Annotated in this window: 18 protein-coding genes and 1 CRISPR repeat array; of the genes, 14 read left to right on the top strand and 4 right to left on the bottom strand. The window is 48.9% G+C overall.

Going from position 1 to position 20,597, the window contains the following annotated elements:
- Positions 1-25 precede the first annotated feature (25 nt).
- The 13 genes from cas7c (at position 26) to HP435_RS07130 (ending at position 17,269) form a co-directional block, all read left to right on the top strand.
- Positions 26-907 (top strand): type I-C CRISPR-associated protein Cas7/Csd2, encoded by an 882-nt coding sequence (gene cas7c, locus HP435_RS07070; RefSeq protein WP_122962943.1) that lies wholly within the window; start codon positions 26-28, stop codon positions 905-907.
- A 6-nt stretch (positions 908-913) separates the two neighbouring features.
- A complete protein-coding gene (gene cas4, locus HP435_RS07075) occupies positions 914-1,606 on the top strand; it encodes a CRISPR-associated protein Cas4 (RefSeq protein WP_217364958.1) in 693 nt (230 codons plus the stop codon).
- On the top strand, positions 1,603-2,634 hold the full coding sequence (cas1c, locus tag HP435_RS07080; RefSeq protein ID WP_063229213.1) for a type I-C CRISPR-associated endonuclease Cas1c: 1,032 nt from the start codon (positions 1,603-1,605) through the stop codon (positions 2,632-2,634). Before cas4 ends, cas1c begins: the two co-directional genes overlap by 4 nt.
- 12 nt (positions 2,635-2,646) lie before the next feature.
- Complete coding sequence (gene cas2, locus HP435_RS07085) at positions 2,647-2,937, top strand: CRISPR-associated endonuclease Cas2 (protein ID WP_122962944.1); 291 nt, start codon at positions 2,647-2,649, stop codon at positions 2,935-2,937.
- Between the two features lie 185 nt (positions 2,938-3,122).
- Positions 3,123-4,274: direct repeats of the CRISPR family, unit length 32 nt; unit sequence GTCGCCTGTCGTAGGCAGGCGTGGATTGAAAC.
- Positions 4,275-5,088: 814 nt separating this feature from the next.
- Complete coding sequence (locus tag HP435_RS07090) at positions 5,089-5,928, top strand: Ig-like domain-containing protein (protein WP_122962945.1); 840 nt, start codon at positions 5,089-5,091, stop codon at positions 5,926-5,928.
- A 482-nt stretch (positions 5,929-6,410) separates the two neighbouring features.
- Positions 6,411-7,226 (top strand): MerR family transcriptional regulator, encoded by an 816-nt coding sequence (locus tag HP435_RS07095; protein WP_173598431.1) that lies wholly within the window; start codon positions 6,411-6,413, stop codon positions 7,224-7,226.
- Positions 7,227-7,256: 30 nt separating this feature from the next.
- Positions 7,257-8,456: an MFS transporter gene (locus HP435_RS07100; RefSeq protein ID WP_173598430.1), complete on the top strand. Its 1,200-nt coding sequence runs from the start codon at positions 7,257-7,259 to the stop codon at positions 8,454-8,456.
- A gap of 640 nt (positions 8,457-9,096) precedes the next feature.
- A complete protein-coding gene (locus HP435_RS07105; protein WP_229049843.1) occupies positions 9,097-11,139 on the top strand; it encodes a helix-turn-helix domain-containing protein in 2,043 nt (680 codons plus the stop codon).
- A 347-nt stretch (positions 11,140-11,486) separates the two neighbouring features.
- Complete coding sequence (locus HP435_RS07110) at positions 11,487-12,182, top strand: hypothetical protein (protein ID WP_173598429.1); 696 nt, start codon at positions 11,487-11,489, stop codon at positions 12,180-12,182.
- 97 nt (positions 12,183-12,279) lie between these two features.
- Positions 12,280-12,750, top strand: coding sequence for a PDDEXK family nuclease (locus HP435_RS07115; protein WP_122962948.1), 471 nt, complete (start codon positions 12,280-12,282; stop codon positions 12,748-12,750).
- A gap of 361 nt (positions 12,751-13,111) precedes the next feature.
- A complete protein-coding gene (locus HP435_RS07120; protein ID WP_173598428.1) occupies positions 13,112-14,122 on the top strand; it encodes an ATP-binding cassette domain-containing protein in 1,011 nt (336 codons plus the stop codon).
- Positions 14,119-14,934: an ABC transporter permease gene (locus HP435_RS07125; RefSeq protein ID WP_063229219.1), complete on the top strand. Its 816-nt coding sequence runs from the start codon at positions 14,119-14,121 to the stop codon at positions 14,932-14,934. Before HP435_RS07120 ends, HP435_RS07125 begins: the two co-directional genes overlap by 4 nt.
- Before the next feature lie 196 nt (positions 14,935-15,130).
- Positions 15,131-17,269: an AraC family transcriptional regulator gene (locus HP435_RS07130; protein WP_173598427.1), complete on the top strand. Its 2,139-nt coding sequence runs from the start codon at positions 15,131-15,133 to the stop codon at positions 17,267-17,269.
- Between the two features lie 76 nt (positions 17,270-17,345).
- Here the strand turns inward: HP435_RS07130 and HP435_RS07135 are convergent, their stop codons facing one another.
- The 3 genes from HP435_RS07135 to HP435_RS07145 all read right to left on the bottom strand — a co-directional run bounded on the left by HP435_RS07135 (position 17,346) and on the right by HP435_RS07145 (position 19,434).
- Positions 17,346-17,873, bottom strand: a complete 528-nt coding sequence (locus HP435_RS07135; protein ID WP_122962951.1) for a hypothetical protein — start codon at positions 17,871-17,873, stop codon at positions 17,346-17,348.
- A gap of 180 nt (positions 17,874-18,053) precedes the next feature.
- Complete coding sequence (locus HP435_RS07140) at positions 18,054-18,959, bottom strand: EamA family transporter (protein ID WP_229049844.1); 906 nt, start codon at positions 18,957-18,959, stop codon at positions 18,054-18,056.
- Positions 18,960-18,981: 22 nt separating this feature from the next.
- Complete coding sequence (locus HP435_RS07145) at positions 18,982-19,434, bottom strand: Lrp/AsnC family transcriptional regulator (RefSeq protein WP_122962952.1); 453 nt, start codon at positions 19,432-19,434, stop codon at positions 18,982-18,984.
- 122 nt (positions 19,435-19,556) lie between these two features.
- Between HP435_RS07145 and HP435_RS07150 the strand changes: the two genes are divergently transcribed.
- The gene (locus tag HP435_RS07150; RefSeq protein ID WP_122962953.1) at positions 19,557-19,832 is read left to right on the top strand and encodes a hypothetical protein; all 276 of its coding nucleotides are present in this window, start codon (positions 19,557-19,559) and stop codon (positions 19,830-19,832) included.
- Positions 19,833-20,103: 271 nt separating this feature from the next.
- Here the strand turns inward: HP435_RS07150 and HP435_RS07155 are convergent, their stop codons facing one another.
- A complete protein-coding gene (locus tag HP435_RS07155) occupies positions 20,104-20,520 on the bottom strand; it encodes a hypothetical protein (RefSeq protein ID WP_063229227.1) in 417 nt (138 codons plus the stop codon).
- Between the last annotated feature and the right edge of the window lie 77 nt (positions 20,521-20,597).

Here is a 20,597-nt window from a genome sequence, read left to right on the forward strand (position 1 = left end):
TATTTGGAAAGAGAGGGATTTGATTATGCCGGAAAAAACACCGCTTTCAAAACGGTATGAATTTGTGCTGTTGTTCGATGTAGAAAACGGAAATCCGAATGGCGACCCAGATGCAGGCAACCTGCCACGCATTGATCCAGAGACTGGTTGCGGGCTTGTAACAGATGTGTCCATCAAGCGTAAAGTGCGCAACTATATTGAACTGGCGCAGGGTGATCGGGATTCATACGGTATTTATGTCAAGGAAGCCGCTGTGCTGAACAATTTGAACAAAGAAGCCTTCCTCCATCATCCGGACATGGAATTGAAGGACAACAAGCCGGACAAGATGGCCGCTAAGAAAAGAGAGGACCAGCAGACGCTAGCTCGCTGGATGTGCGACAAGTACTACGATATTCGCGCTTTCGGCGCGGTCATGACGACCGGAGTCAATTGCGGGCAAGTGCGCGGACCAGTGCAGTTCAGCTTTGCGCGGAGCATCGATCCAATCTCGCCGATGGATGTTACGATTACGCGGATGGCGGTGACGAACGAGAAGGACGCGGAGAAGGAGCGCACGATGGGACGCAAGAGCATCGTTCCGTACGGACTGTACAGAATGGAAGGCTTTATTTCCGCGCCGTTGGCGAATCAGACGAATTTTGGTGAAGAGGACCTGGAGCTGCTGTGGAGTGCGCTTGTCAACATGTTCGACCATGACCGCTCGGCTGCAAGGGGCAAGATGGCTGCACAGAAGCTGATCGTATTCGAGCATGAGACCCGGCTGGGCAACGCGCCGGCGCATAAGCTGTTCCAACTCGTCCAGGTATACCGCAAGCCGGGATCGGATATTCCTCGCTCTTTCGACGATTATGTCGTTGATATTTACGCGGCTCCTGACGGGGTTCGTATTTTGGAAAAGCTGTAGGTTCATATGACGGTTACGGCATTGGAACCTGACGATTATCTGATGCTGTCGGGCATTCAGCATTTCGCCTTTTGCCCTAGACAGTGGGCGCTTATTCATGTGGAGCAACAGTGGAAAGAAAATGTGCTGACGACAGAAGGCAACGATGTGCATCGTATGGTGGACGATCCGCAATTTGACGAGACGCGGGGAGACAAAAGGGTGGTGCGTTCTATGCCGCTTGTATCCGAGGCTTTGCGCGTTCGTGGGACGGCGGATATGGTGGAATTTAGACGGCAGGAGCAGCCTTCGTCGGCAACGGTTGTGCTGGAAGGGCGTGCAGGCTATTGGTCGGTCATACCGGTGGAGTATAAACGGGGTAAGCCGAAGAGAGATGACCGCGATGCGCTTCAGCTATGCGCGCAGGCAATTTGTCTGGAGGAAATGATGGGTGTATCCATTTCTGAGGGAGAAATATTTTATCACGAGGTCAGGAAGCGCGAGAAGATTGAACTTACCTCTGGACTGCGGGAGCGCGTAGCGAAAATTACGGTTGAAATGACGAAAATGCATGCGGAGTCACGGACGCCCAAGGCGGTGTACAAGACGCATTGCCGCCAATGCTCGCTTGTATCGTTATGCCAGCCGAAGTGGAGCAGCAGAGGTGCAAAGTCGGCTGCCGCTTATGTGGAGCAGTGGATCGGAGGGCATAGACAATGAGGCGATTGTTGAACACCTTGTATATCACGATGGAAAATGCCTATCTGAGGGCGAGAGGCGAAACACTGCTTGTAAGCGCTGAAGGCGTCAAGGAATTGCAGGTGCCGCGAATTAATTTGGAGTCGATTGTTATTTTTGGCTATGTCGGCGTCAGTCCGGAAGCGATGAACTTATGTGTGGACAACGGAATTTCACTTGTGTTTCTGACGCCCTCGGGCCGGTTCAAGGCACGGGTGACGGGTGAGGTATCCGGCAATATTCACCTGCGGCGTACGCAGTACCGCTGGTGCGACAGGGAGGACCAGTCGCTGCTGCTGGCGAAACGGTTCATCTATTCCAAGCTTGTCAATGCAAGAGTGTCCGTTAAGCGTACGCTCCGTGACTACGCAGAACGTATTCAGGCGGAACATTGTCAGTCAGTTGTGACGTGGCTGGATCGGCAAATGAGGGAAGTCGTGAAGGCAAAGTCACTGGATGAACTGCGAGGAATCGAAGGACTGGCGGCGCGGCATTATTTTTCGGTGTTGCCAGAGCAAATTTTGGCAAATAAAGAGGACTTCGAGTTTAGGGGCCGAGTGAAACGTCCTCCTCGGGACCGGGTGAACGCACTGCTATCATTTCTGTACACGTTGCTTGCGAATGATGTTACTCATGCACTGGAGACGGTCGGACTTGATCCTCAGGCCGGATATTTGCATCGGGATCGTCCGGGGCGGAATGGCCTGGCGTTGGACTTGATGGAGGAGTTTCGGGTCTATATGGCGGATAGAACGGCGCTGACGCTTATCAACCGGAAACAGGTGACCAAGGATGACTTTGTAGAGAAGGAGTCCGGGGCGTTTATATTGATCGATGAGGCCAGAAAGCTTGTTTTGACGGAGTGGCAGCAGAGGAAGCGGGACGAGATTTATCATCCATTTTTTGAAGAGAAGATTGCTGTTGGACTTCTTCCTTACGCGCAAGCGATGTTGTTGGCCAGGTATATGCGTGGCGACCTGGATGATTACCCGCCATTTTTCTGGAAGTAGGAGTGATGTGGGATGATGGTGTTAATTACTTACGATGTGAATACAACCTCTGCTGATGGGCAAAGACGCTTGAGACAGGTTGCCAAAACATGCGAGGACTACGGTCAGCGAGTGCAAAATTCGGTGTTTGAATGTTTGATTGATTCGCAGCAGCTGAAGGAATTGCAGATTAAGCTGAAAAAGACTATAGATCCGGAGATGGACAGCTTGCGCTTCTATCGGATTGGGAGTAATTGGAAAGGTAAGGTTGAACATGTTGGCGCTAAACAAGGGTATGATCCAGAGGGGTTTTTGATGATTTAGCAGTGGATATGGCATTTGCGAACACTAGGCTCACATCGATTTTCAGGGAGGTTCGCAAATGCCTGCCGTTGCTGGGATTCGAGGTGTTTTTGGTATATGCTGCTGCGTATTATGCGACCGTATAAACGAGGTTCGCGGAAATCGCGTGAAATCCCTAGTCAGGACAAAGCTTCCTAGGTATTGCAGTCGCCTGTCGTAGGCAGGCGTGGATTGAAACTTAAGACATCTTAATGGATCAGCAGGTTACTACGTCGCCTGTCGTAGGCAGGCGTGGATTGAAACATGTGGACAGCAATCTCGATCAGCGCGACTGATATGTCGCCTGTCGTAGGCAGGCGTGGATTGAAACTCCTCGTCAATTAGGGCGGCGGATATGGTTTTGAGTCGCCTGTCGTAGGCAGGCGTGGATTGAAACAACGGTGTAGCGATATGACAGCCCGCTTGTTTCGTCGCCTGTCGTAGGCAGGCGTGGATTGAAACCACATGGAGTAATCAAACAAAAGAGAAACATCTCGTCGCCTGTCGTAGGCAGGCGTGGATTGAAACAAGTGTGATGCCGACTATGCTGGCATCGGTGGATGTCGCCTGTCGTAGGCAGGCGTGGATTGAAACTTGCACCAAAATCCGCATCATCTACCGCACGCACCGTCGCCTGTCGTAGGCAGGCGTGGATTGAAACTGTCTCTTCGTAAGTAGCCTTGAGCCACTTTCCGTCGCCTGTCGTAGGCAGGCGTGGATTGAAACCTCGATCGTCACGTTACTCGTATACACCGTCGGGTCGCCTGTCGTAGGCAGGCGTGGATTGAAACCTTGGACCTCCCCGTACTCAGTGCCAAGATAGTAGTCGCCTGTCGTAGGCAGGCGTGGATTGAAACTTTGCATATTCGATCTCGTTTCGCGTACTGCTGCGTCGCCTGTCGTAGGCAGGCGTGGATTGAAACAGTGATACTTTCCGACTTACACCAGCCTTCTTCCGTCGCCTGTCGTAGGCAGGCGTGGATTGAAACAGTTCCGATCAACGCAAGAAGTAAGGTCAACCAACGTCGCCTGTCGTAGGCAGGCGTGGATTGAAACAAGGAGGGCGTTAAATTTTGGTGAAGTTCCTGAGTCGCCTGTCGTAGGCAGGCGTGGATTGAAACCTGAGAGGTCTCCTGTACTGTCTACGTCCCCTAGTCGCCTGTCGTAGGCAGGCGTGGATTGAAACATCACACAACTGCATACAGCGTCGAGTCTTGGCAGTCGCCTGTCGTAGGCAGGCGTGGATTGAAACGGTCATGCCGTTCCCTCCTCTACAACCGCCTTCGCGTCGCCTGTCGTAGGCAGGCGTGATTACTGGAGAATTTGAGGACCTGTTTAGGGCAGTGACACCTGACTCTGGTGGAAGTCCGAACTGGTCAGATGTACTACCAAATACAGAGAAGTTAGCTCAGCTAGTAGACATAGGCCGGTAGTTTGATCTCAATAGTTCACCATTTAACTACGGAAACGGCAGTAATGCTGTTTTACATTTTGTTCATCGCCAATTTTTTGCTTGATCCTAGACTTTTCTGGAAAGTGTACCTGCTTTTTGGGATGGGAAGCTATGGTTGCTCTACATTAACACTCTACTGTATAGCAAAGATGGCTGCGATGCTACTAAGTAGCATATCAATAATGGTTTAGTCCTCGATGTATTGGCAGGAAAGAAGTAGAAGAGCAATTTTCGAATTCTAAATGTAAGATAGTTAATATACGCATTGATATGTATTTTTATTTCATCAACTAACAATCCCATTCTTATACGCCCTCCCAAGTGGGAAAAATCGAGATACCATCACATTATAGCTGCTTATGTAAAAAAATGGACGAGTTTCAAATAGCTCTGTATGCGAATGACAACTTGTCCATTTCACTTTGATAAGCAGTGATTTGATACAGATATCTCATTTGATCTGCTGAGGCTCGATAATTCGAAAATGATAGAATAATTACACGAACTCCTCACGCCTAGCCCCCAAAACTGATTTTTCAGTATTTACTTTTATAGCCGATGAAATCTATGATACAATCAAATTGCCCGTTGTAGGAGTTCTAAAGTCCTAGGAAAGGAGTCCTTCTTTAGTGTTGATGGAACGCCGTGTGCGTTGAAAGGCGCCTGCACGGTGTTGGTCTGTGCAAAAGCCCGTTTTTGGGTTAGCCGGAAATAGCGGACAAGCAATTACAGGAGTAGGTACATCTGCAACAGTTTTACAGATTGGCGAGACAATTACGAGAACAGCAACAACAACAGAACCAGGAACCAAGATTTGGTCATCGAGCAATCCGTCAGTAGCGACTGTGAATGCTTTCACTGGAGTGATCACGGCAGTTTCACCTGGAACGACAACGATCCAATATACAAGTTCTAATGGAGCTGTAAACAGTGTCACTGTGACAGTCTACGCTACAGCGCAAGAAACCAACCCTTCATACTCGGGTACTGGAACGAATGGAAACCTTGCTGAAGGCGATACGGCTATATCCCCGGATCAAACGATCACGGCAGGTTCCGGACAAACCATTACTTGGACATCAAGCAATCCAAGCAAAATTTCAGTCGACACAGAGGGCAAGATTTCGAGGCAAGGTGGAGGCTCGGCAGTGATTAGCTACGTGATTACTGATGATGCTGATCATCATGTGGTACAGAAGGGCTCTGTGACCGTTACCGCTGATTTTGCCATCAACAATGATGTGACATTGACTGCGAAACCTACTGCGATGTTCACAATCGACAGTGCCGCAAAAGTGATTGATGGAAGTGCTGTCTTCTTCAGTGGTTCTACCTATGTCGGATCTGCATTGATGGGTCATCTTGAAGGCCCAGATGGCGCAACGGTCAAGCTGTTCTCTGCTTCTCACGTCGAAAAAGGTTCCTTCGACCTTTTGGAAACAGGAGATTATGTGCTGGTTACAGCAACGGATGGAACGACAACAGCCACATACACGATCTTGTTTGTCACTACCCCATAGTTCTGTTGCATGCACCACAATTCCCCAGGAGAAATCCTGGGTTTTTTCATTTCAAACCGCAGCCCTCAAAACGTTTTAGCAGCCAGAAAACGTATGAGTGAAGGAGGCGCTAGTAGGTTAACCATACTTAAACATCCAAAGCAGCCAAAATGAAGGCTGCTTTTTTCTGTGTCGGGAGCGGCCTGTTTACTTTCAGATAAATGCAGGGGCAATCGTGATACGTTAGAGCAACGAAAGACTCGCGAACAGGATTCTCCTCTGAATGATGCAGGAATCTTGTTGCCAACCTAGTGTCTTCTACTAAAACGGTGAGACGAATGACAGGTTCAGCGGCTCCAGGTAGAAATGGCGAAGACGCAGAAATTCCGGTTTATACGAAAATTTCTCCTAGATCGCTTCCCTTGACTCTCCCCTCAACTGGAACGTTATACTCGGAAAAGACCAGGGAGAGAATAGAATGACCCGTGCAAGGAGATGGATGGATGTTTAAAATCAGCGAGTTTTCAAAAATCAGCCAGGTGTCCGTAAAGACGCTTCGTTACTACGACCAGTTAAATTTGCTCAAGCCGAATCACACCGACCGATTTACAGGTTATCGGTATTATACGGCTGACCAAATGTTTCAACTCAATCGGATTTTGGCCTTTAAAGAACTGGGCTTCTCGTTAGAGCAAATTCGCCAGTTGGTAGGAGAGCAAATCTCGCAAGAACAAATTCGGGGAATGTTTCGGTTGAAGGAAAGCGAGATTTTGTCCAATTTGGCTAAGGAGCAGGCAAAACTGACGCAAATTAAGGAACGGCTGTCTTTCATCGAAAATGAAGGCGAGAATCAAAAGTCGCACGACGTTATTGTAAAGGAAGTCGGGCCTCAACTTGTGCTGTCTTACCGCCAAAAAGCTTCGCTCAAGCAAATTCCGGAGCTTTTCCAACAGGTGGATGATCAATTGGGAAATTCCGTTCAGCCATCTACGCCTCAAATTGTACTTTGGCACGGTTGTGAAGAAAGCGAGGACGAAATTGACATGGAAGTGGCACGGCCTCTGACTCTTGATATGCCGAGCCAGCCTCCTTTTACGGTGAAACAATTGTCGGAAGTTCCGATGATGGCTACGCTTATCCACCTTTGCCGGACGACTCGCCCCTGTAGTGCAAGCGCGGTATTGGCAGCGTGGATTGAACGGAACGGATATCGCATGAAAGAGAATGAACCGCGGCGCGAAATTTGTTTGCCGCATGAAAAGTCAAACGATCCGGAAGCTCACGTTGCCGAGTTGCAGGTTGCCATAGAAAGAGCATGAGGAAGTTCATCTGGAGAGGAGATTCAATGAATGGCGAAACAACATAAGCGACTGATTTTCAATTTGTTTTTATTAACTTTCGTCTTGGGAACGAGTGAATTTGTGATTGTCGGGTTGCTCAATGAAGTGTCAGCAGATTTGAAAATAGCGATATCAACGGCGGGTTCGCTTGTATCGGTTTTTGCCATCACGTTTGCCATAAGCACGCCGATCTTGACGGCTGTTTTGAGCCGATTTTCCAAGTATCCGTTGATGCTTGCCCTGATCGGGGTGTTTATTGTCGCAAATGTCATTACGGCTTTATCGGGATCGTTTGCACTGCTTGTTGCCAGCAGAATCGTCACAGCGGTAGTTACCGGGGTACTGATCGCACTTGCAATGAGTGTGGCGAATGAAACGATGCCTGCCGACAAGCGGGGGCCAGCTATATCGATTATTTTTGCGGGGTTTACGATAGCAAGCGTAGTCGGGGTGCCGATCGGAACGTATATCGGGCAATGGAGCGGCTGGCAAATGGCTTTTTGGTTTACCAGCGTATTGGGTATCGTATCCTTAATCGTAAGCGCTGTAACCATTCCCAAACAGCTGAGGGGAACAAAGAGTTCCTTGCAAAAACAAATGGGTCTCATAACCAATCCGCGTATTGTTATCGGCTTTTTTATTCCCGCATTAAGTATTGGGGCTACCTATACGGTATATACGTATTTGGCTCCTTTGCTGCAAGAAGTGCTATTCGTGCCTGAGCGTTACATCGGCGTCATTTTTTTGCTGTACGGTGTTGTTTCCGTTTTTAGCACGCTCATTGGCGGGAAGCTGGCGATCCGAAACGGGATTGGCAAGTTGAGGTATGTGTTTCTGATTCAAGCTGCTATCCTTGCTTCGTTGTACTTTTCTTCCCATTCGATTGTCGCAGCCTTAATTAGTATCGCACTCATTGCTCTTGTTGTTTACATGATGAACTCGACCATGCAATTGTATTTCATTGATGTAGCACATAAGTATTATCCGGCAGCGAAGGAGTTGGCTTCGTCGTTGGCTCCTGTATCTATAAACGTCGGAATCGCATTTGGAGCGGCTCTCGGGGGAATCGTCACGGTGAACAGGGAACTTATCGACGTATCCTGGGCAGGCGGGATCGTTGCGGTGGCTGCATCATTGTTGACCTTTGTCAGTTATCAGCTGGACCGTAAAGCCAGCCGCTACCGCAGTCACATGAAAGAAACGATTTGATGGATCTTGCAAAAACGGCAGAAGTGCCGTTTTTTTGTTGGATATGACGGCTTCCGCGAATGATCTGCGAACAATGTTTTAACCAAACGATTTTCCGTGCCAGGCACTAAAGTCGGCAGCCTAGCTGACTATACTAGGTTATGCTACTATGAGGAAAACTTTTGATAGATTCTCCTGTGTAAAAGTGTGGCCGATCCTCACTTTGCCTGAATCAGTCATGAGCTATTTGACGCCAAGTTACCGTTGGCGCTCTTTGATACGGCAACCGCTATGCAGAATTGCTTTGCTGAAGAAGTAGCCTTATGCAGTTGGGAGGAGAAAGATGGACCAAAAGACTCAAGCCCAATGGAAAGCGGTGTTTTTTCATCATAAACAACAGCAGCCGATGCGTGCGTGTAGCGTCGGCTGTTTTTTGTATGCGCAATGTGTACATGAGGAAAGACGGCTGAATAGGAGCTGCAGATTCGTTGAATGGAAGTGGCATGTAGCTCTGTCACAGTCCTGACACACGGGAAAGCAAGGGATAGCCAATCACTCGAAATACCCCGCATTGACACCGTCTAGTGCTTTTCGCTATCGTTGACATCAAACTATTAGTGAGAATTATAATCACCAACCCGGTCTTTTGGTTACATACTCTGTGGGAGGAGCGAGTGACGGACTGGCTGGCTCAAGTTCGTTACGCCGCATTTTGATGAACATAAACGAGCAAATTCAACTGTGGAATCAAGTCATCGTTCGCGTGCTGGATATTCGGATCAAACGGGTCGGGCATGGCGACGAAATTCGCGATTATGTAGCGCCGACAAGCATGTTTATGTATTTGGCTAATGGGAGCGCAGAGCTGTGGGCAGACGGCGACGTGTGGCTGGCTGAGCGGTTTCATTTGCAGCATATCGGCAAAGGGAAACGGATATCGGTTCAATCCGCCAGCTCGCTTGACGCCTATATGATCTTATACAAAGCATCGCTGCCAGCTTCTGCATTGTGGGAGTTTCACATGATGATGCAAACCGAGAATCCGTTTATGGAAAGTTGGGGATTGGCGCCTTCCGAACCGCTCGTCTTGCTGGAGATGCTCCAAGCGATGGTTGACGATTGGAAGCAGGCAGACGGCGGGGGCAGAGGGCAGTTCGACCAAGAGAAGAGCAGCGGGAAGGACGACGGATTACGGTGGCTGAAGGCCAAAGGGGATTTCATCCGGTTCACCTATGCGGCGTTGCGGGAGCGGGCGGAGCATCCGTGCGTCCCGTCGCTGGCTGAGCAAGTGATCCGTTATATGGCAAGGAATTATCGCGGGGTGATTTCCGTGGAGCAGCTGGCCCAGCAAATGAATTACACCCCGCAGTACGTTTCGAGAAAATTCAAAGAGCAGATGGGATGCAGTCCGCTCGAATATGCCATTCGTCTGCGCATGGATATGGCGCGCAATTTGCTGCGTGATACCGCAGCGACGCAACAGGAAATAGCTGCTTACGTAGGTTATCCGGACGTGATTTATTTTAATCGCGTGTTCAAGAAGCAAACAGGCGTAACTCCCGGCCAATACCGCCAAAAATATCGGGATGCAGTTTCGAAAGATACAAGAAATCGGTCAAATTCATCCGTTGTTGCTCCTCATCCGGCAATGTATCATGTTGATAATAATGATATTCATTATCATTTATTGTCAGATGGGGGAAATGATATGGCAAGCAGCAAAAGAAAATGGTTGGCCACGGCTCTGCTGTGCCTGACTATGGCAGCATCGGGATGCGAGACAGCACCGGAAGGCACAGGGGGAAAGAATAACAGCGCAACGAACCAAACGGCGAATAACACAGGGGATCCGAGTCAAGCAGAGACAAAGGCACCTACCACTGCCGAAAAACGAACGATTACAGCGGCGACCGGAGAGGTGGAAGTGCCTGCGCAGCCAAAACGCGTAGCGGCACAGGCTTTTTTGGGAACCGTGCTGGCGCTCGGCGTCCAGCCAGTTGCCTCGGAAACTTTTTTGATGAATAGTCCGTACTTGGAAGGCAAGCTCGACGGTGTGACGGATGTGGGCGATTCGCTGGAAGCATTGCTTGAAGTGGAACCGGATTTGATCATTACCCAAATCGCCCAAGCAGAAACAGTGGACAAGTATGCGAAGATTGCGCCGACAGTGGCGATGCCTTACAACCGCTTTGCATCGATTCAGGAGGAGATGCGTTACTTCGGCGATTTGTTGGACAAAAAGGACGTTGCGGAGCAATGGATTGCCGATTTTGAGCGTAAAACCGGCAAATTGCGCGAAGCAGTACAAGGAGCGCTTCATGAGGGCGAGACAGTGTCTGTCATGCAGGAATACGACGGCACCGTGTTTTTGTTCGGGCCGAAGTCTGGACGTGGTGGCCGGATCATGTATGAAATCTTGGGCGCCAAGCCGCCTGCGGCCATTCCTGAACATATGCTGGCGGACTCCTACTATGAATTTTCACTGGAGAAGCTGCCTGAATATACCGGGGATTACTTGATTTTGACGACAAATTCGACGCTGGAGCAGTTGAAGGCTGACCCGATTTGGGGCAAATTGCCGCCGATCCGGGATGGAAAAGTGTTCCTGTGGAATGAAAATCAGTCGTGGTACCGCGATCCGATTGCTGTGGAAGGGCAAATAAACAGTTTGGCTGAGTGGATTACCAAAGCCGCCAAAAAGTAGAGGGAGAGCGTTTCATGCCGAAAGAGCAAATGTACGATGTGACGATTATCGGTGACGGCGATTTGGCATTCTCGTGCGACAGTTTAATTTAACGCGTCGTTTTACGATAGTTGGAGAAAATACGGGTGTTGCGAATCCTCAAAAATCATCTCGTGAAGAAAAAAGAGCGAAAACTGCGGTTCTCACTCTTTTTTTCTTTTGTTAAGATGAGTGGGATTCACAAAATGACACAGCTATAACCTGCATAAAATAGGTGAAATTTGCTTTTCTTTTACGTCTTGACTCGAAAAAAATAGAAGTGGGCAAGGAGATTAGGCAGGGGAGCATGAATGGGAGGCAGTGGCACAATGACCAAAATTGTGAGCTACATAAATGATTTTGCAATCAGTGATTCTACATCCCCTATCGAATATAAACGGGCTGGCTATCATCAAAGATATTTAACGATCAACGGAGAAGAGATTGCCAATACAGGGATCGATTGTGAAACGTGCCTGTTTTATGTGGAAGTATCGGGCGCGGAGTGGAAGAATCCAAGGGGAATTTCAGCAAACTTGAATAATGGATTAACCGAGCTAAACCATGATTTTGTGTCGGAATTATCATGTATCGTGCCAAATGGTCAGTATGTTGTCGCTTTGTTCAAAGCATATCCGCGATTGAAACGACAGGCAGATGGAAGCGAATATTATCAAATCGGCTCCCGACGAGTGGGTTCTGGAAAGAAAATAGAGGAATACATCGTGCCGATTCAACCGAGTGGATCATTGGACCAGTCAGTCATTGAGAAGTACATGAAGACGGGGAAAGGGAACGTCAATCCGACGGCAGTATGTGTTTCTTTTCTAGACACGAAATTTCCGCTTAATGATATACACTTCGATGAGCTTTGGCTGCATACGCACTACTTGCTAGACGGACATCACAAAATGTTTGCGGCTGCTCATGCCAAAATGCCCGTCTCCATGTTGTCTTTCCTATCAATTGATGAGTCATTTGCCAGCCGGGCGCAGATCGATAAACTTATCCAAGCATTGAGATGATAAAATGTTTTTTGACTGGAAAAAGCAGATTGGCTGACGGGTGATTTTGGAGAGATGAGGAACGAAATAACGTTAGGATCGGGAGGCACAACAGAAAATGCAAAGCGTTGACAAGAGCAGCAATCACTCGAAAATTACGGGGGATTTTGCCGAACATTTAATTATGTACTGGTTGTCTCGACATGGATTCGAGTGTGTGCATGTCACTCATACGGGAATTGACATCATTGCAACGAGGAAGTCAACAGGTGAACGGTTGGGCATATCCGTTAAATCGCGAAGCAGGGCAGCGGGGCAAATTGATAACGCACTGACAATTACCAGACCGAGTGATGAATTTCGAAAAGTAGACGAGGCGTGTGGGCATTTTGCTTGCAAACCTTATTTTGCGATTGTTATTGATCAGGAGAATGTCATTAACGCTTATATAACTTCGAAGGAAAACATCATTAACATGTTTGGGCACAGCAGTGCATCAAGCCAAAACTGGAATTATAAGAAGCTTGAAAATGATCGTAATACCGTTTTGTTTTCCCTTGAATACGGCAAGCAGCGGTGGTTTCAGTAATATCACCGCCATTGCTACATTGATTATACTGCCAATGGTGCTCGTTCGCTCCCGCTTACGTGCGCCAGCATATAAAAGGCACGAAAAACGGCCGAGATGCCGTTTTTTTGTTGGAGTTAAAAGCGGATTGTTGTAGCTAACCAAGAACATTCCACATTGTCTCTGGACAATCATTCTCTTTTTATGTCTCGGCAAAACACTTCCCTCTCCGCCTCCAGACTGACCTCCACCCCCTTCCCATGTACGTGTAACAACCGGACAAAAAGCCCTAAAATAAAAAAACGACAACCAGTTTACATTCAGTTTAAATCCGCACGGTATTGTTGCGATATCAAATAACAGTGGGTAAGGAGATGCCAGAATGAACAAGAAGTACAGCAATGAATGGGCAGTCGAAGCCCGTGGGCTTGTCAAAGTGTTCGGAGACAATCGCGCTGTAGATAGCGTGGATTTGAACGTGCGGGCAGGCTCGATTTACGGCGTGCTTGGTCCAAATGGGGCGGGCAAGACTACGACGATTCGCATGTTGGCGACTTTGCTCCGGGCGGATGGCGGAGAGGCGCGCATTTTCGGGCACGATGTGACGAAAGAGGCGCATGTCGTGCGGCAGTTGATCGGGGTAACGGGGCAATACGCTTCGGTCGATGAGTCGTTAAGCGCCACAGAGAACCTGATTATTTTCTCCCGTTTGCTCGGCTTGGGGCGCGCCGAGGCGAAACGAAAAGCTGCTGAGCTGCTGGAAGAGTTTGGTCTGACGGAGGCTGCCAAACGTCCATTGAAGCACTTTTCCGGGGGGATGCGCCGTCGGCTGGATTTGGCTGCCAGTCTCATCGCGCAGCCACCGCTCATTTTCCTGGACGAACCGACGACCGGGCTGGACCCGCGAACGCGTTCGCAAATGTGGGATACGATTCGCCGCCTGGTAGAAACGGGGTCGACAGTTTTGCTCACCACGCAATACCTCGATGAAGCAGACCAGCTGGCCGACCGAATCGCGGTGATCGACCGTGGGCGGGTCGTGGCAGAAGGTACGGTGGATGAGTTGAAAGCATCTGTCGGGAACTCCGCCCTGCATCTGCGAGTCCAAAATGTACAGGACATTGCCAATGCTCGTGAAATGGTGGAGCAAGTGCTCGGAGTTCGCTCCAGCGTAACGGCAGAAGCAGGCAAGATTACGGCGCCAATGGCGAACGCCGACCAAGTCACCGATTTGCTGATCGCTCTGCGGACGAGAGGCATTCACCTGACGGAGATCAGCGTGCAAAAGCCGACGCTGGACGAAGTCTTTTTAACGATTACGGGGCACGGTGCCAGCGAAAATGCACAGCAAGCCTCAGAACACCCGAACAGAACGGAGGAAGCCACTGTATGAAAAGCGCAGCATTGACGCAAGAGCTTGATCGTTCGTTGAAAAACCGCGCCAGTTTCGCTCAGGCGCTCCGCCATTCGTTGACGATGGCCTACCGGGGGCTGCTGAAAATTCGGCGCACTCCCGAGCAGCTGTTTGATGTCACGATTCAGCCGATCCTTTTCACCCTGATGTTCACGTATATTTTTGGCGGCGCGATTTCAGGAAACGTGGAAAACTACTTGCCGATCATCATTCCTGGCATTCTCGTGCAGACCGTTATCTCGACGTCCATCGTGACGGGCGTCCAGCTCCGCGAAGATATGGACAAAGGAGTTTTCGACCGATTCAAGTCGCTGCCGATTGCCCGGATCGCGCCTTTGGCCGGGGCGTTGCTCGCCGATACGATCCGCTATACGATTGCGACCGTGCTTACTTTTGCGATGGGGTATATCATGGGCTACCAGCCAGAGGGCGGACTGGGATTCGTCGCGATTGCGGGGATTCTTGTCATTGCCTGCTCGTGGGCGGTCAGTTGGATTTTCGCCTTTTTCGGGGTTATTGCGAGGACGGCGGCAAGCGTGCAAGGGATTTCCATGCTGGTGCTGTTTCCGCTGACTTTTCTCTCCAATGCGTTCGTGCCAGTTGAAACGATGCCGACGTGGCTCCAGTGGTTCGTCCAACTCAACCCGATCTCCCATCTGGTGAGCGCGGTTCGCGAATTGGTCAATAGCGGCACGATTGGTACGGAGTTCGCTCTGTCGCTCGCGAGCGCTGCCGTTATCGTGGCTATTTTCGCTCCGCTGACGGTGCGGGCTTACATGCGGCGGACGTAGTGAATTTTGTAGGGACGGGAAGCGGATCAACAAGGGATTGCAAGGCTTGCTCAGACTTAGACTCAGGCTCGGTGTAACTATCATTTGGCAATTGTACATTGTACGGTTCATCCAACTAACAAGAGACATAAACAACCGCTATATGCCGGAGCTGTCTGGCATGTAGCGGTTGTTGTTGTTGGGAAGACAGTTTTTCATGACTATATGCATTTATAATGCCGTCAATCGCTGGTTCGACCACTCTTATGGGAGACGGATAAACAGCGGAAAAAGCTATGAGCACAGCAAAGCGATGGCTCCGGTTCGCTTTAGCCAGATTGCTGTTCTTGCTCTTCAACTGATAATTATTATCAATTATAATAAAGCAACCAAACAAAAAGGACTGGTCACATTGAAGCAAGAAAACACCCAAGCGCTGCTATGGAACCAGGCTGCCATTAAAATTTTGGACATCCGTCACACAGCGATGGCACCGGGGGAAGGGGTTGGACCGTACACGCTCCCGGCCAGCATGTTTCTTTTTTCCACACGGGGCAACGCGCAGGTTTTGTTGGATGGGACGGCGTACATGGCAAAAGGGTTTCAGCTCATGCACAGCGGAAAAGGAGCCACGCTCCAGATTGTGCCTGCGGGTGAAGCGTTTGAATATTACTCGATTTTTTACAAAGCAACGATTCCGGCACCCGCAAGCCAGAGTTTGCTTGAACTGTTAAAGCGCAGCAACCCGTTTTTGGCGCAATACAGCCTGATCCCGAGCAGCCCGGTTTTGCTTTTTCACCACTTGCAACAAATGCACGAGCAATGGCAGGGCCCAGAGTCGCTGAGGCGGTTTCAGATCAAAGCTCTTTTCTACCAATTTGTTTATCAGGTGCTGGCAGAGTTGGAGCGGGAGGGCAGCGAAGTGACCTATCCCGATTTGACGGCACAAATCATGCTGTACATGGAAAAAAATTATGCGGAGCCGATCACGCTGGAGTCTTTGGCGGAGATGTTTCGTTACAGTGCATACCATTTATCCGCGACATTCAAGCAAAGCACAGGCTACAGTCCGATCGATTATTTGATTCGCGTTCGCCTTGAAAAAGCGGCGAGCCTGCTGACGGAGACGGACGCTTCGCTGCGGACGATTTCGGCAGGTGTCGGGTACAAAGATGTGTACTATTTCAGCCGCTTGTTCAAGAAAAAGCTGGGCGTGTCGCCTGCCGAGTATCGGAGAAGGAATTGGCAACAGAGCAAAGTTGCAGATAGTCCGGCAAAATTCCCTACATATTCTATTGTGGAACGGATGCTGAATCGGTACATTGATAGTGATAATTATTATCAATATACAAAAAAAGGGGATTTTCCGATGAGCAGAGGTTCACGAGCGTCACTGGCGGCAACTGCGCTGTTGTGCATCATGCTGTTGCTGAGTGCTTGCTCTGGCGCGACCAGCACGAGTAATGGGGCAGCAGCCCCGGCACAAGGGGATGCGAACAACGTGGCAAAAGTAGAGACGATCACCTACAAGACGACAAGCGGAGAGGTGACGATTCCGAAAAATCCGAAGCGGGTTATCGTTTTGGCAGACAGTTACGTAGGCTATTTCCTCGCTTTGGGCATCAAGCCTGTAGGGTTGTCGGAGTTTGCCCTGAATCATCCTTTTTACGCGGGAAAAGTGGACGGGATTGAAAATATCGGGGGCTATGGCGATGACAGCAACTCGCTGGAAAAGCTGTTGGAGCTGAAGCCTGACGTCATTATCGCCTTGGACAACGCGAAAAACCTGGAGAACATCCAAAAAATAGCGCCGACTGTCGCGATCAAATACGGGGAAAAAAATTTGCGGGAGCAGCTTCGGGCTTTTGGCAAAGCGTTTGGCAGGGAGCAGGAAGCAGAAGCGTGGATTGCGAACTGGGATAGCAAAGTGGCGAAGTATAAGCCAGCCGTGCACGAGGTCGTGGGTGACAAAAAAGTGGCGATTTTGGGGGGAGACATGAAATCGCTTGGTGCGTTCGGAGATTTTTACGGACGAGGCGGAGAGATTTTATATCGCGAGTTTGGGTTGAAAGCGCCGGAGATCATCCAGAAAGCAACGATGGATATCGGCAAAGGCTACGTTGCGCTTTCGCATGAAAAACTGCCGGAATATGCGGGAGATTTTTTGTTTATCGAGGATTCGCTGGAGAAGGAGATAAGCAAGAACGAGTTGTGGCAACAGCTGGATGCCGTCAAAAACAAGCGCGTGTATACGATTGATTCGAATACATTTTATTTCAATGATCCGCTGTCGTTGGAAAAGCAGTTTGATTATATTGCGGGGAAATTGCTTGGTGAGGAAACGATCAGTAAGTAGTAAAAGTTGAGAGATACGCGAAACCAAAAGCAGCCCTCCTTGTATTCGACTGGCAGAGGGCTGCTTTTGCTACTTTTTAAATGATGGTAGGCTGGATACCCATCTGAACTTGAATCCCTTTAAACCATACTAAGTAGTTCTGCATCTCTTCATCAGTGAAAATAGTGCCGGGGGCTGTAGCTACTCTTGGCAGTTTCCTTAGATCGATTCCTTTCCCAATGAAGTAATTTTCGTTGGGATTAATTTCAAGGTTGGTGACATTACCGTATTTTACAAGCAAGAGGGCATCTTCCACTCTGAGATCATACCACTTCCCAAACCCCTCTTGAAACCGATACCCTGCCGCTGGCGGCGACCCTGTAGCTGTCTTTTTGTCCTTGATAAAGCTATCTTCAATTCGGCCAATGACATGGAAAGAACTCTTTTTAAGCAACATCGCTATGAGACGGATGAAGCTTGGATTTATGCGGCTTAACTCGATTGTATTTCTGGAGATGCAATCTTCAAATACATTTCTGGTCAATGACTCCAGTTGTTCCTCCAGTCCCTCTTGTTCAATAAGGTCGAAAATTTTAGTTTGAAGTCCCTGGTTCTCTTTGTCCAAATGATTCGCCCCTCTGCTTTTTTCTAAGCAAACATGACTTGTTTTTGCTTTATTATAAAAATTGGATTATGAGGGTAATTTCACCTTTTTCTCAAACTAATAGTTACACGCCCTCCCCTTCCCCTCTCACCACTTCTTTCCGCTCGATGGCTTTCCTCTGCCCGCCAAAAACCGTAATCATCATGACCGCGACAACGATAATGATAGCGGCGGCCCAGGCGTGGGGAGAGAGTCGCTCGTTTGCGAGAAACCACCCAAAAATACGGCGACGATCGGATTGACGAAAGCATATGTCGATACCCAGGCGGGGTCAGCATTTTTCAACAGCCAAATGTACGCTGTGTAGCTGATGATCGAGCCGAACACGATCAGATAGCCCAAGGCGAGAGCGGAGCGGACAGATAGCTCAGACAGGTGCAGCTTCGTCCAATCGTCGAGGAAAAATGAAACAAAGATCAGCAAAGCGCCGCCTACCATCATTTGCGCCGCTGTCGATTGCAGGGGAGACGCGGGGAGTTTTGCCCTGCGAGAATACAAAGATCCGATTGACCAAGAAACCGAAGCGATCAAGAGGGCGATCATGCCGATTGTGTCCATGCTTTGGCTGTTCGCTCCGCCTGTGTTCAGGACGAGCACGGCAATGCCGGAAAAGCCGAGCAGTACGCCAGCGAGGACGCCGAGCGCAGGTCTTTTTTTGTTGCCGCCAAGCCAGTTGAAAGCAAGAATCCATAAAGGAACAGTTGCTACCAGCAGGGAGGCGATGGCTGACGGGACTTTTTGTTCCGCCCAGGCGACCAGCCCGTTCCCGCCCAAGAGCAAGAGAGCGCCCACGATTCTTGCGCCTTTCCATTCGGCAACGCTCGGATGCTGCTCACCCTTTAACCGCGCAAGCACATAGAGGACAGTTCCAGCCACAAAAAACCGAATGCCTGCCATGATAAAAGGCGGGATGGTTTCAATCGCAACCTTCATCCCGAGATACGTTCCTCCCCAAAAAATGTACACGGAGAGTAAAGCGATTACAACGAGAGTGATATTTGAATTTTCTGACTCGCCGATTTGCATTGCTTTTTTCCCTTGCATCATCCAGGGTCGCCTCTCTTCTTTCTCAATTCTCCTTCATCCCGTTTTCGTAAAGGGTAGATAAAACAAACGTCGTCGAAGTCTCCTGAACGTCAGGGAATTTGACCATTTCATCGATCAGATTCGTAATATCCTCAGGGGAGGATACCCGCACTTTGAGCATCATGCACCATTCCCCAGCCAGGCGTTGGCATTCGAGAATCGTTGCGCCCGGAACGTGCAAATCGACAATCTTGCCTGCGATTTCTTTGAAGTTTTGGCATTTCATTTTGATAAAGATCAGCACTTTCAGTTTTTGCTCCAGCTTGCTCCAATCGACAATGCAGCGGTAACCTTTGATGATGTTGCTCTTTTCCAGCTTTGCCACCCGCTGATGAACGGCAGGGCGGGATATGTGCAAAAGTTTGCTTAGTTCTTCGTGCGAGAGTCTCCCTTTTTCCTCAAGGAGTTGCAAAATTTTGATATCGATATCGTCCATGGCGTACCTCCTGCAGAATCTTTTCGAATGTTTTACGCATAATCGCGACTCTTTTCTATAATCGCATTGTAGTAATGATTATCAGCTATGATTGTTTGGTTGGATAAAAGGGGCGTGAACGCATGGACAAGCTGTATGGTGGGCAGAGAATGCTTCGAGGGGCGCTCCACAATGCGTTGTGGATGTGGGAAAATGCGACCATTATGATTGCCGATATCCCGCATCGGCTGCTGCGACCGGACGAGTCAATTCGCCACTATCAGATGCTTGCCAACATGTTTATGTTCGCGGAGCGATCACAAGTGTATTTGGATGATGCACAGTATCAAACGGAACGGTTTGGCGTTTTTCATGAAGGGAAGGGAACGCTGCTCTCCATCCCTCCTAAGTATCTTTGAAGTGGAGACGTTTAAAATCTTCACTAAATTTCGTCATAGAAAAACTGCACTTCCAACTGTTGGAGGGCCCAACAAATGTGGTGCAGTTCAAACCTGGTCTGTGGAGGAATTTAAAAGTCATCAAAAAACAACGTGTTATAGCTAATAGCAGCATGTGAAACTGACATGACCTATGCAACCAATTGCTAGCCCTTCGGACGAAGGAGGCACATGATCGAAAGTGCCCCCTCCTTCGTCCGAAGATGGTACTTAAAAGGGAGCACTTTAAAAATTATTCACTCGATTCATCTTGATCGGGGATAAATCGCTTTAAGCAGTTGATAAGCGATTCAAAGTTCTCTATATAATGATCGCAGTATTTGGACCAGACTACGGATTTCCCTTCTAGCAATGTAAAGAAATCCAAGACGGGGATCGGGCGATTGATTCCAATTTCTGCACCTAACAGACTCAATCTGGATAACAATTCAATTTCCGTCCACTCCCATTTGAGTTCACCTAACACAATAGTAGCTGCGGACAGATCGATATCTTGAGGAATGGAGCATGCGTCTTCGGGAAACACATTTTCATCCAGGTAATGTTGATAGTTATGGTGAAAGAACTTGGCTGACTGTTCGTCAATGTCTTTGTAGAGCTTTTCGAGATGGATGGAATTCTGATTCGAATGAAGGTCATCCTGATTCATGAAATTATCACCTAGCTATGTTCGAAATAGGAGGTTAAAAAATGAAGCAACTGTTTTTTAGTGAAATATCGGAAACG

The organism is Brevibacillus sp. HD3.3A (assembly GCF_013284375.2).
GTDB lineage: Bacteria > Bacillota > Bacilli > Brevibacillales > Brevibacillaceae > Brevibacillus > Brevibacillus parabrevis.